The following is a 14,634-nucleotide window of genomic DNA, read 5'->3' on the forward strand; positions in this document are numbered from 1 at the left end:
GGCATATGAGCAAAAAATCGATTCAAAAGGTGTACGCACTGACACCGATGCAGGAGGGAATGCTGTATCATGCGATGCTTGATCCGCATTCTTCCTCGTACTTCACACAATTAGAGCTTGGGATTCACGGTACATTTGATCTTGAAATCTTTGAGAAAAGCGTCAATGAACTGATTCGGTCATACGATATTCTCCGTACGGTATTTGTGCACCAGCAGCTGCAAAAACCGCGTCAGGTCGTGCTAGCGGAACGCAAAACAAAGGTGCACTATGAAGATATCAGTCATGCGGACCAAAACCGCCAGAAAGAGTACATTGAGCGGTATAAACAAGATGTGCAACGCCAAGGCTTTAACCTGGCAAAAGACATATTGTTCAAGGTGGCGGTTTTCCGTCTAGATGCAGATCAGCTGTATCTTGTCTGGAGCAATCATCATATTATGATGGACGGCTGGAGCATGGGCGTGCTCATGAAAAGCCTGTTCCAAAACTACGAAGCGCTTAGAGCAGGCCGAACACCGGCAAACGGTCAGGGAAAGCCTTATTCCGACTACATCAAGTGGCTTGGAAAACAGGACAGTGAAGAAGCGGAGAGCTACTGGAGCGAACGCTTGGCGGGTTTTGAACAGCCGAGCGTGCTCCCGGGCCGCCTGCCTGAGAAAAAAGACGAATACGTTAACAAAGAATATTCATTTACATGGGACGAAAAACTGGTTGCCCGCATTCAACAAACCGCAAACCGCCATCAAGTGACAGGGCCAAACCTGTTTCAGGCCGTTTGGGGCATTGTTCTCAGCAAATACAACTTTGCGAATGACGTTGTCTTCGGCACGGTCGTATCAGGCCGGCCGTCTGAAATCAACGGGATTGAAACGATGGCGGGGCTGTTTATCAACACCATCCCGGTTCGGGTAAAAGTCGATCGAGATGCTGCTTTCGCTGATATTTTCTCAGCTGTTCAGCAGCATGCAGTCGAGGCGGAGCGCTATGATTACATACCGCTCTATGAGATTCAAAAGCGCTCAGCCCTTGATGGCAATCTCCTGAACCATCTGGTCGCGTTTGAAAATTATCCGCTTGATCAAGAGCTTGAAAACGGCAGCATGGAAGACCGGCTCGGATTTTCTATCAAGGTAGAAAGCGCATTTGAGCAAACGAGCTTCGATTTCAATCTGATTGTGTATCCAGGCAAAACGTGGACTGTCAAAATCAAATATAACGGAGCCGCCTTTGATTCCGATTTTATCGAACGGGCAGCGGAGCACCTTACCCGCATGATGGAGGCGGCTGTCGCTCAGCCGGACGCTGTTGTGCGTGAGTACGGGCTTGTGGGAGGCGAAGAGCAGCGGCAAATTGTTGAGGTGTTTAACCAGACGAAAGCCGAACTTCCTGAAGGCGTGGCCGTTCATCAAGTGTTTGAAGAGCAAGCGCAGCGAACACCGGCAAGCACTGCTGTCGTGTATGAAGGGGCTGAGCTGACATACCGTCAGCTGAATACAGCGGCAAACCGTCTGGCGAGAAAGCTTGTCGAACTAGGTCTTCAAAAAGGGGAAACAGCTGCGATTATGAACGATCGCTCTGCAGACACCGTTGTCGGCATGCTGGCTGTGTTAAAAGCAGGCGCCGCCTATGTGCCGCTTGATCCCGCGCTTCCTGAAGACCGTCTTCGTTTCATGGCGGAGGACAGCTCGATTCGGATGGTCTTGTCCGGAAAGTCTTATACAGAGCAGGCGCATCAGCTGCAAGTGCCGGTACTTACACTGGACAGCGGTTTTGAAGAGAGTGAAGCGGCTGACAATCTCAATCTGCCATCCGCACCGTCTGATTTGGCATACATCATGTATACTTCTGGCTCAACGGGTAAACCGAAAGGCGTCATGATCGAACATAAAAGCATTTTGCGCCTCGTTAAAAATGCAGGATACGTTCCGATTCATGAAGAGGACCGCATGGCGCAAACGGGCGCTGTCAGCTTTGATGCCGGCACTTTTGAGGTATTCGGCGCACTGCTGAATGGCGCAGCGCTTTATCCAGTCAAAAAAGAGACGCTGCTTGATGCGAAACAATTTGCGGCATTCCTGCGTGAGCAGAGAATCACAACCATGTGGCTGACATCACCATTATTCAACCAGCTTGCTGCAAAGGATGCCGGCATGTTCGGCACACTGCGCCATGTAATCATCGGCGGAGACGCACTCGTGCCGCATATTGTCAGCAAAGTAAAACAGGCATCGCCGTCGCTTTCGTTGTGGAACGGATACGGCCCGACAGAAAACACGACATTTTCAACAAGTTTTTTGATCGACCGTGAGTATAGCTACTCTATTCCAATCGGGAAGCCTATCGGAAATTCGACTGCCTACATCATGGATGAGCAGCAGCGCCTGCAGCCAATTGGCGTGCCCGGCGAGCTGTGCGTCGGCGGAATCGGTGTAGCGCGAGGATATGTCAATCTTCCTGATCTGACGGAGAAGCAATTTTTTGAAGATCCGTTCAGACCGGGTGAAAGGATTTATCGCACTGGCGACTTGGCGAGATGGCTGCCGGACGGCAATATCGAATTTTTAGGTAGAATCGACAATCAAGTGAAGGTGCGGGGCTTCCGAATTGAGCTTGGCGAAATTGAAACAAAACTGAACATGGCAGAGCATGTAACAGAGGCTGCAGTGATCATCCGCAAGAACAAAGCAGATGAAAATGAAATTTGCGCGTACTTTACGGCGGATCGTAAAGTGTCTGTCAGCGGGCTGAGAAAAACGCTGTCTGAATCTTTGCCGGATTATATGGTTCCTGCCCATTTGATTCAGATGGACAGCCTGCCGCTCACGCCGAACGGTAAAATCAACAAAAAAGAACTGCCTGCGCCTCAATCAGAAGCCGTGCAGCAGGAGTACGCAGCGCCAGAGACAGAGAGTGAAAAGAAATTAGCGGAGATCTGGGAAGGGGTACTCGGCGTCAAAGCGGGCGTTACCGATAACTTCTTTATGATCGGCGGCCATTCTTTGAAAGCGATGATGATGACGGCGAAAATTCAAGAGCATTTTCATAAGGAAGTGCCGATTAAAGTGCTTTTTGAAAAGCCGACTATTCAAGAACTGGCGCTGTATTTGGACGAGAACGATAGCAAGGAGGAGCAGACGTTTGAACCGATCAAGCAAGCACCTTATCAGCAGCATTATCCTGTATCCCCGGCCCAGCGGAGAATGTATATCCTCAATCAGCTTGGACAAGAAAACACAAGCTACAATGTCCCCGCTGTACTTTTGCTGGAGGGAGAAATAGATAAAGAACGGCTGGAAAAGGCGATTCAGCAATTAATCAACCGGCACGAAATCCTTCGTACATCGTTTGACATGATCGACGGAGAAGTTGCACAAACTGTTCATAAAAACGTATCGTTCCAGCTGGAGGCTGCCAAGGGACGGGAAGAAGACGCGGAGGAAATGATCAAAGCGTTCATTCAGCCGTTTGAATTAAACCGCGCGCCGCTCGTCCGTTCGAAGCTTGTCCAGCTTGAAGAAGAACGCCACCTGCTGCTGATTGACATGCACCATATCATTACTGACGGCAGTTCAACAGGCATTCTGATCGGTGATCTCGCCAAAATGTATCAAGGGGCTGATCTTGAGCAGCCGCAAATTCACTATAAAGATTACGCTGTTTGGCATAAAGAACATGCTGATCTTCAAAAGGATGAAGCGTATTGGCTTGATACCTTTAAAGGTGAGCTGCCGATTCTTGATCTTCCGACGGATTTTGAGCGGCCTGCTGAACGGAGCTTTGCTGGAGAGCGCGTGATGTTTGGGCTTGATAAACAGATGACGGCTCAAATCAAGTCACTCTTGGCAGAAACGGATACGACAATGTATATGTTTTTACTGGCGGCGTTCAATGTACTCCTTTCTAAGTACGCGTCACAGGACGATATCATTGTCGGATCGCCGACTGCGGGAAGAACACACCCTGATCTGCAAGATGTACCGGGGATGTTTGTCAACACGGTCGCACTAAGATCGGCGCCTGCGGGAGATAAAACGTTTGCGCAATTCCTTGAAGAAGTCAAAACAGCAAGCCTTCAAGCATTCAAGCATCAGAGTTATCCGCTTGAGGAACTGATTGAAAAGCTTCCGCTTACAAGGGATACAAGCCGAAGTCCGCTGTTCAGCGTGATGTTCAACATGCAGAACATGGAGATTCCATCATTGAGATTAGGAGACTTGAAGATTTCTTCATACTCCATGCTCCATCACGTGGCGAAATTTGATCTTTCCTTGGAAGCGGTCGAGCGAGAAGAGGATATCGGCCTAAGCTTTGACTATGCGACTGCCCTGTTCAAGGACGAGACGATCCGCCGCTGGAGCAGCCACTTTGTCAATATCATCAAAGCGGCCGCAGCTAATCCGAACGTTCGGCTGTCTGATGTAGACCTGCTTTCACCTACAGAAACGGCTGCTTTGCTTGAAGAAAGACATATGACTCAGATGACTGAAGCGACCTTTGCAGCTCTTTTCGAAAAACAGGCCCAGCAAACACCTGATCATTCTGCGGTGAGGTCTGGAGGAAATCTGCTGACCTATCGCGAGCTTGATGAACAGGCGAATCAGCTGGCGCATCATCTTCGTGCGCAAGGGGCAGGAAGTGAAGACATCGTCGCAATTGTCATGGATCGGTCAGCTGAGGTTATGGTATCGATTCTCGGTGTCATGAAAGCGGGGGCGGCTTTCCTGCCGATTGATCCTGATACGCCTGAGGAACGCATCCGCTATTCATTAGAGGACAGCGGAGCGAGAATAGCGGTCGTAAACGAAAGAAACATGACGGCCATTGGGCAATTTGAAGGGGCAATCATCAACCTTGATGATGCTAAATGGAGAAATGAGAGTAAGGAGCACCTCTCTCCGATCTCCGGATCTCGCAATCTTGCATACGTCATTTATACGTCTGGTACGACCGGGAAGCCGAAGGGTGTGCAAATCGAGCATCGCAATCTGACAAACTATGTTTCTTGGTTTAGTGAAGAGGCGAGCCTGACGGAAACCGACAAGACTGTATTGCTTTCATCTTATGCATTCGACCTAGGCTATACGAGCATGTTCCCTGTACTTCTGGCAGGGGGTGAGCTCCACATCGTGCCGAAGGAAACCTATACGGCGCCAGATGAAATGGGGCTTTATATCAAGGAACACGGAATCACATATATCAAACTGACACCGTCGCTGTTCCATACGATGGTGAATACGTCCAGCTTTACAAATGAGCCAAACTTTGAATCCTTGCGCTTGATTGTCTTGGGTGGAGAAAAAATCATCCCGGCTGATGTTTTCACCTACCACAAGGTGTATGGACATACCGAATTTATCAATCACTACGGCCCGACTGAAGCAACAATCGGCGCCATTGCCGGACGGGTAAATCTGTCTGAGCCGGATGCATTCGCGCAACGCCCGACAATCGGGCAGCCAATTGCGAATGCCGGTGCGCTTGTCTTAAATGAGGCGTTAAAGCTTGTGCCTCCGGGCGCGAGTGGCCAGCTTTATATCACGGGACAGGGGCTTGCGAGAGGATATCTCAACAGGCCTCAGCTGACAGCTGAGAGATTTGTTGAAAATCCATATTCACCGGGCAGCCTTATGTACAAAACCGGAGATGTTGTACGGAGACTTTCTGACGGTACGCTTGAATTTATCGGCCGGGCCGATGATCAGGTGAAAATCCGCGGCTATCGCATTGAGCCGAAAGAAATTGAGACGGTCATGCTCAGTCTCAGCGGAATTCAAGAAGCGGTTGTGCTAGCAGTTTCCGAGGGCGGGCTTCAAGAGCTTTGCGCGTATTATACGGCGGATCAAGCCATTGAAAAAGCAGAGCTCCGCAGCCAGCTTTCACAAACACTGCCGTCTCATATGATTCCTGCTTTCTTTGTGCAGGTTGACGCTATTCCGCTGACGGCAAACGGGAAAACCGACAGAAACGCATTGCCGAAGCCACACGTGGAACAATCCGGAAGCAGGGCCTCAGCCGCACCGGAGACAGCGCTTGAGGAGAGCCTATGTCGCATTTGGCAGAAGACGCTTGGCATAGAAGCGATCGGCATCGACGACAATTTCTTCGATTTAGGCGGCCATTCACTAAAAGGGATGATGCTCATTGCCAATATTCAGGCTGAATTGGAGAAAACCGTACCGCTTAAAGCGCTGTTTGAGCAGCCGACTGTTCGCCAGCTTGCGGCTTACATGGAGGCATCGGCGGTTTCAGGCGGCCATCACGTGCTCAAACCGGCTGACAAACAGGATATGTACCCACTGTCATCTGCGCAGAAACGGATGTACGTACTGAATCAGCTTGACCGGCAGACGATCAGCTACAATATGCCATCTGTTCTTCTGATGGAAGGCGAGCTTGATCTTTCACGTCTGCGCGACTCACTCAATCAGCTTGTGAACCGCCACGAGTCATTGCGTACATCATTTATGGAAGCAAACGGTGAGCCTGTTCAGCGCATTATTGAGGAGGCGGCGATTGATCTTCATGTGTTTGAAGCGAAAGAGGATGAAGCGGAACAAAAGATCAAGGACTTTATCCGTCCATTCGACTTAAACGATGCACCGCTCATTCGCGCAGCATTGCTTCGAATAGAAGCGAAAAAACATTTGTTGCTTTTAGATATGCATCACATCATTGCAGACGGGGTATCAAGAGGTATTTTTGTCAAAGAATTGGCGCTGCTTTACAAAGGAGAGCAGCTTCCAGAGCCGGCGCTTCATTATAAAGATTTCGCCGTTTGGCAAAATGAAGCTGAGCAAAAGGAACGGATGAAGGAGCATGAGGCGTACTGGCTCTCGGTTCTTTCAGGCGAGCTGCCGGAACTTGATCTTCCGCTCGATTACGCCCGTCCGCCTGTGCAAAGCTTTAAAGGGGACACGATCCGTTTCCGTACGGGAAGCGAGACGGCTAAGGCGGTAGAAAAACTGCTCGCAGAAACTGGAACGACCTTGCACATGGTGCTTCACGCTGTTTTCCACGTCTTTTTAAGCAAAATATCCGGGCAGCGGGATATCGTCATCGGCTCCGTCACTGCCGGTCGGATGAATGCTGATGTCCAAGACATGCCGGGAATGTTCGTCAATACGCTTGCCTTAAGAATGGAAGCGGGAGAACAGCAAACATTTGCAGAGCTGCTGAAGCAAGCGAAGGAGACAAACTTGTCAGCGCTGGAGCATCAGGAATATCCGTTTGAGGACTTAATCAATCAGCTTGATCTCCCTCGGGATATGAGCCGAAATCCATTGTTTAACGTCATGGTGACGACAGAAAACCCTGATAAAGAACAGCTTACATTGCAGAATCTAAGTATTTCACCTTACGAGTCCCATCAGGGAACGTCTAAGTTTGACCTGACACTGGGTGGATTCACTGATGAAAACGGCATCGGTCTGCAACTCGAATATGCGACTGATTTGTTCTCAAAAGAAACGGCTGAAAAATGGAGCGAATACGTTCTGCGTTTACTAAAAGCTGTCGCGGAACATCCGAACCAGCCGCTTTCCAGCCTGTCACTCGTCACTGAACCAGAAAAACAAGCGCTTCTGGAGGCATGGAAGGGCAAAACGCTGCCTGTGCCGACAGACAAAACCGTTCATCAGCTATTTGAAGAAACAGCTCAGCGCTACAAAGACCGCCCGGCTGTTACATACAACGGCCAGTCATGGACGTACGGCGAGCTGAACGCGAAGGCGAACCGTCTTGCCCGGATTCTGATCGACTGCGGCATCAGCGCGGATGAACGCATCGGCATTCTCACGAAGCCATCGCTGGAAATGGCTGCCGCGGTGCTCGGCGTCTTAAAGGCGGGAGCGGCGTTTGTGCCGATTGATCCTGACTATCCGGAACAGCGGATTGACTATATCCTACAGGACAGCGGTGCGAGACTTCTCTTGAAACAGGAAGGCATCGCAGTGCCGGACAGCTATACGGGCGAGGTCATTCTTCTCGACGGCAACCGCACAATCCTGAGTTTGCCGCTTGATGAAAATGATGAGGAAAATCCGCAGACTGACACTACCGCGGATCACCTTGCTTATATGATTTACACGTCTGGGACAACCGGACAGCCGAAGGGTGTCATGGTTGAGCACCATGCGCTTGTGAACCTGTGTTTCTGGCATCACGACGCGTTCAATATGAAAGCGGAGGACCGCAGTGCGAAGTACGCGGGCTTCGGATTCGACGCTTCCATTTGGGAGATGTTCCCGACCTGGACGATCGGTGCCGAGCTTCACGTCATTGATGAAGCGATCCGCCTTGATATCATCCGCTTGAATGATTATTTCGAAACGAACGGGGTGACGATCACCTTCCTGCCGACGCAGCTGGCGGAACAGTTTATGGAGCTAGAGAACACGTCACTCCGCGTATTGCTGACAGGCGGAGACAAGCTGAAGCGTGCCGTGAAACAGCCATACAGGCTCGTCAACAACTACGGGCCGACTGAAAATACGGTCGTTGCGACAAGCACAGAAATCAATCCGGAGGAAGGCTCGCTTTCCATCGGGCGGGCGATCGCCAATACGAGAGTATACATTCTCGGCGAGGGCAATCAGGTTCAGCCGGAAGGCGTGGCCGGAGAGCTTTGCGTGGCGGGACGCGGACTGGCGCGAGGCTATCTGAATAAAGAAGACGAAACCGCGAAGCGGTTTGTCGCTGATCCGTTTGTGCCGGGTGAACGCATGTACCGCACCGGCGATTTGGTGAAGTGGGTGAACGGCGGCATCGAATACATCGGCCGGATTGACCAGCAGGTCAAGGTTCGCGGTTATCGGATCGAGCTCTCGGAAATCGAAGTGCAGCTCGCCCAGCTTTCTGAGGTGCAGGATGCGGCGGTGACAGCTGTCAAAGATAAAGGCGGTCAAACAGCAATCGCGGCGTATGTCACACCGGAAACAGCTGACATAGAAGCGTTAAAGTCTTCATTGAAAGAAACTCTGCCGGACTATATGATCCCGGCGTTCTGGGTGACGCTGGACGAACTTCCGGTTACGGCAAACGGAAAGGTTGACCGTAAAGCCTTGCCTGAGCCGGACATCGAAGCGGGGAGCGGAGAATACAAAGCGCCGTCCACCGACATGGAAGAGCTGCTTGCCGGCATTTGGCAGGACGTGCTCGGTATTTCTGAAGTCGGTGTCAGTGACAATTTCTTCTCGCTCGGCGGAGATTCCATCAAAGGAATCCAGATGGCGAGCCGCTTGAACCAGCACGGCTGGAAGCTGGAAATGAAAGATCTCTTCCAGCACCCGACGATCGAAGAGCTGACCCAATACGTGGAGCGTGCCGAAGGCAAACAGGCAGACCAAGGCCCAGTGGAGGGCGAGGTCATTCTGACGCCGATTCAGCGCTGGTTCTTTGAAAAGAATTTCACGAACAAGCACCACTGGAACCAATCAGTGATGCTTCACGCCGCGAAGGGCTTTGATCCTGAACGGGTGGAGAAAACATTGCAGGCGCTGATCGAACATCATGACGCACTCCGCATGGTTTACCGTGAGGAAGACGGAGAGATCATTCAAGCGTATAAACCAATCGGCGAAAGCAAGGCCAGCTTCGAAATCGTTGATCTGTACGGCACTGATGAAGAGGTGCTGAAAAGCCAGATCAAGCTTCTCGCGGACAGGCTGCAAAGCAGTCTCGATCTGCAAAACGGACCGCTTTTAAAGGCGGAGCAATACCGTACGGAAGCTGGCGATCACCTGCTCATCGCTGTACACCATCTCGTGGTCGACGGTGTCTCATGGCGGATTTTGCTTGAAGATTTTGCTTCAGGCTACGTGCAGGCTGAGAAAGAAGGGAGCGTTGTCTTCCCGCAAAAAACAAATTCCTTCAAGGATTGGGCGGAAGAACTGGCGGCATTCAGCCAATCAGCGCATCTTTTACAGCAGGCTGAATACTGGTCGCAAATCGAGGCTGAACCGGTTTCTCCTTTGCCGAAGGACTACGAAACAGAGCAGCGGATCGTCAAGCATACATCATCCGTCATATTTGAATTAACGGAAGAGGACACCAAACATCTCTTAACGGATGTTCATCAGCCATATGGAACCGAAATCAATGATATTCTTCTCAGCGCGCTCGGTTTAACGATGAAAGAATGGACAGACGATGCCAAAATTGGCATTAACCTGGAGGGGCACGGACGGGAGGACATCATCCCGAATGTCAATATCTCCAGAACGATCGGCTGGTTTACAGCACAATATCCTGTTGTGCTCGACATGTCTGAAGCAGATGCCTCAACCGTGATCAAAACAGTCAAAGAAAATCTGCGCCGCATTCCGGATAAAGGAGTTGGCTACGGCATTCTCCGTTATCTCACAAAAACTGCGGAAACAAAGGGCTTCACGCCAGAGATCAGCTTCAACTATTTAGGCCAATTCGACAGTGAAGTAAAAACCGACTTCTTTGAGCCGTCCGCTTTCGATATGGGGCGCCAAGTAAGCGAAGAATCAGAAGCACTGTATGCTTTAAGCTTCAGCGGCATGATTAGAAACGGCCGGTTTGTGCTTTCTTGCTCCTATAATGAGAAGGAATTTGAAAGAGCTACAGTCGAGGAGCAAATGGAACGGTTTAAAGAAAATCTCCTGATGCTGATCCGCCATTGCACGGAAAAAGAGGACAAGGAGTTCACACCAAGCGACTTCAGTGCTGAAGACCTTGGAATGGACGAGATGGGCGATATCTTTGACATGCTTGAGGAGAATTTAAAATAAAATGCAAGGGAATTACAGAAGGCGGGAGCGAAGCATATGAGTCAATTTAGCAAGGATCAGGTTCAAGATATGTATTACCTATCGCCGATGCAGGAAGGGATGCTGTTTCATACCATCCTGAATCCCGGCCAGAGCTTTTACATTGAACAAATCACGATGAAAGTAAAAGGCAGCTTGAATACCAAATGCCTTGAAGAAAGCATGAATGTGATCATGGACCGGTACGATGTATTTCGTACCGTGTTCATTCACGAAAAAGTAAAAAGGCCTGTCCAAGTTGTATTGAAAAAACGCGAGTTTCATATAGAAGAAATCGACCTGACGCACTTAACGGACAGCGAGCAAATAGCCAAAATCAATGAATACAAGGAACAGGATAAGATCAAGGGCTTTGACTTAACGCGGGATATCCCAATGCGCGCAGCCATTTTCAAAAAATCTGAAGAAAGCTTTGAATGGGTGTGGAGCTACCACCACATCATTTTAGACGGCTGGTGCTTCGGTATCGTCGTGCAGGATCTGTTCAAGGTATACAATGCCCTGCGCGAACAAAAGCCGTACAGCCTGCCGCCTGTTAAACCGTATAAAGACTATATCAAGTGGCTTGAAAAGCAGGATAAACAAGCATCACTGCATTACTGGCGCGAGTACTTAGAGGATTTTGAAGGACAGACGACGTTTGCGGAGCTAAGAAAGAAACAAACGGACGGCTATGAGCCGAAAGAACTGCTCTTCTCACTGCCGGAGGCGGAAACAAAGGCCTTTACCGAGCTGGCAAAATCGCAGCATACCACTTTAAGTACGGCCCTGCAGGCAGTGTGGAGCGTATTGATCAGCCGCTATCAGCAGTCTGGCGATTTGGCTTTCGGCACAGTCGTTTCCGGGCGTCCCGCGGAAATCAAAGGCGTTGAACATATGGTCGGGCTGTTTATCAACGTTGTCCCGAGACGTGTGAAACTGTCTGAGGATATCACATTTAACGGTTTGCTCAAGCAGCTGCAGGAGCAATCGCTTCAGTCTGAGCCGCATCAATATGTGCCGCTCTATGACATCCAAACTCAGGCCGATCAGCCAAAATTGATTGACCACATCATTGTCTTCGAAAATTATCCGCTACAGGATGCAAAAAATGAAGATAACAGTGAAAACGGCTTTGATATGGAGGATGTACATGTTTTTGAAAAGTCGAATTATGACCTCAACCTCATGGCTTCCCCGGGAGATGAGATGCTGATTAAGCTTGCCTATAATGAGAATGTGTTTGATGAGGCGTTTATCCTGCGCTTGAAATCTCAGCTTCTCACAGCGATTCAGCAGCTCATCGAAAAGCCGGATCAGCCTGTCAGTACAATCAATCTCGTTGACGACAAGGAGAGAGCGTTGCTGCTTTCCGGCTTAAACCCGCCGGCGCAAACTCATGAAGCAAAGCCTCTGACGGATTGGTTCAAGGAAGCGGTGAGTGTCAATCCGGATGCACCGGCGCTTACGTATTCCGGCCAGACTCTTTCCTATCGCGAATTAGATGATGAAGCGAACCGCCTTGCACGCCGATTGCAAAAGCAAGGCGCGGGCAAAGGCTCCGTAGTAGCTTTGTACACGAAGCGTTCGCTTGAACTGGTGATCGGCATTCTCGGCGTATTAAAAGCAGGAGCGGCTTATCTGCCGATTGACCCAAAGCTGCCTGAGGACCGAATCTCATATATGCTGACTGACAGTGCGGCAGACTGTCTGCTGACACATCATAAGATGAAAGAAAAAGCGGCTCAGCTGCCGTATACAGGAACAATGCTCTTCATCGATGATCAAACACGGTTTGCGGAACAGAAAAGCGACCCAGCAATCGCGATTGAACCCGATGATCCGGCATATATCATGTATACGTCCGGCACAACTGGTAAGCCGAAGGGCAATATTACCACTCATGCCAATATTCAAGGATTGGTCAAGCATGTAGATTACATGGCATTTTCTGAAAAAGATACGTTCTTATCTGTTTCGAATTACGCCTTTGACGCATTTACCTTTGATCTCTATGCTTCAATGCTGAATGCGGCACGGCTCATTATTGCAGATGAACATACACTGCTTGATACAGAACGGCTCACAGATTTGATCCAGCAGGAGAATGTCAATGTCATGTTTGCGACAACTGCACTATTCAATCTTCTCATAGATGCGGGAGAGGATTGGATGAGGGGGCTTCGCTGCGTGTTATTTGGCGGGGAGCGCGCGTCAGTGCCTCACGTCAGAAAAGCGCTGCGAATCATGGGGCCGGGCAAGCTGATTAACTGCTACGGGCCTACTGAAGGAACGGTGTTTGCGACAGCTCATGTCGTGCATGATATACCGGATTCCATCTCCTCATTGCCAATTGGAAAGCCGATCAGCAATGCCAGTGTTTATATTCTCAACGAGCAAAACCAGCTACAGCCATTCGGGGCGGTCGGTGAACTGTGCATCAGCGGAATGGGCGTATCTAAAGGGTATGTCAACCGTCATGACCTGACGAAGCAAAAGTTTATCACCAACCCGTTCAAACCGGGAGAAACGCTTTACCGCACAGGGGACTTAGCACGCTGGCTGCCGGATGGAACGATTGAATACGCTGGCCGGATTGACGACCAGGTCAAAATACGCGGACACCGGATTGAGCTTGAAGAAATTGAAAAGCAGCTGCAGGAACATCCAGGTGTGAAAGATGCGGTCGTTGTGGCAGATCGCCATGAGTCTGGCGATGCATCAATCAACGCCTACCTCGTGAATCGGACTCAGCTTTCAGCTGAAGACGTGAAGGCGCACCTGAAAAAACAGCTCCCTGCTTACATGGTGCCGCAAACCTTTACTTTCTTGGAGGAGCTTCCTTTAACGACAAACGGGAAGGTCAATAAACGGCTGCTGCCAAAACCGGATCAGGATCAGCTGGCGGAGGAATGGATCGGGCCGCGAGATGAGACGGAAGAAACAATCGCACAAATTTGGTCTGAGATTCTCGGCAGAGAGCAAGTCGGCATTCATGATGATTTCTTTGCACTCGGCGGGCATTCCTTAAAAGCAATGACTGCCGCTTCCCGTATCAAAAAAGAGCTCGGGATTGATCTCCCGGTTAAGCTTTTATTTGAAGCGCCGACGATCGCCGGCATTTCAGTGTATTTGAAAAACGGGGGCTCAGATGGATTGCAAGAAGTAACGATAATGAATTCCGATCAGGACCAGATCATTTTCGCATTCCCGCCGGTCCTGGGCTATGGCCTTATGTACCAAAACCTGGCCAGCCGCCTGCCGTCATACAAGCTGTGCGCCTTTGATTTCATCGAGGAGGAAAACCGGCTTGACCGCTATGCGGATCTGATTCAGAAGCTTCAGCCTGAAGGGCCTTTGACACTGTTCGGGTATTCAGCGGGGTGCAGCCTGGCGTTTGAAGCTGCCAAAAGGCTTGAGGAACAAGGGCGCATTGTTCAGCGGATCATCATGGTGGATTCCTATAAAAAACAAGGTGTCAGTGATCTGGACGGACGCACGGTTGAGAGTGATGTTGAAGCATTGATGAATGTCAACCGTGACAATGAAGCGCTCAACAGCGAAGCAGTCAAACAAGGACTTAAGCAAAAAACACACGCTTTCTACTCTTACTATGTCAACCTGATCAGCACAGGCCAGGTGAAAGCGGATATTGATGTCCTGACATCTGGCGTTGATTTTGACATGCCGGAATGGCTTGCGTCGTGGGAAGGGGCAACAACAGGTACTTACCGTGTGAAAAAAGGCTTCGGAACACACGCTGAAATGCTGCAGGGTGAAACGCTAGACAGGAATGCCGGAATTTTGCTCGATTTTCTTAATACACAAACTGTAACGGTTTCTTAAATGAAATGATGAA

The 14,634-nt window shown here is 49.9% G+C and carries 2 protein-coding genes; both read left to right on the top strand.

Going from position 1 to position 14,634, the window contains the following annotated elements:
• The first annotated feature begins 5 nt into the window (after nucleotides 1–5).
• The gene (gene srfAB / locus Q3W56_RS12930) at nucleotides 6–10,757 is read left to right on the top strand and encodes a surfactin non-ribosomal peptide synthetase SrfAB (protein WP_483298528.1); all 10,752 of its coding nucleotides are present in this window, start codon (nucleotides 6–8) and stop codon (nucleotides 10,755–10,757) included.
• Between the two features lie 36 nt (nucleotides 10,758–10,793).
• Nucleotides 10,794–14,621: a surfactin non-ribosomal peptide synthetase SrfAC gene (srfAC, locus tag Q3W56_RS12940; protein ID WP_302895760.1), complete on the top strand. Its 3,828-nt coding sequence runs from the start codon at nucleotides 10,794–10,796 to the stop codon at nucleotides 14,619–14,621.
• Nucleotides 14,622–14,634: the final 13 nt, after the last annotated feature.

Source organism: Bacillus sp. C28GYM-DRY-1, assembly GCF_030519405.1.
In the GTDB taxonomy this organism is placed as follows: Bacteria; Bacillota; Bacilli; order Bacillales; family Bacillaceae; genus Bacillus; species Bacillus spizizenii_A.

Bases quoted from the DNA above. Each gene is read 5' to 3' on its own strand.
- srfAB (WP_483298528.1), top strand. From the start codon at position 6: ATGAGCAAAAAATCGATTCAAAAGGTGTACGCACTGACACCGATGCAG.
- srfAC (WP_302895760.1), top strand. From the start codon at position 10,794: ATGAGTCAATTTAGCAAGGATCAGGTTCAAGATATGTATTACCTATCG.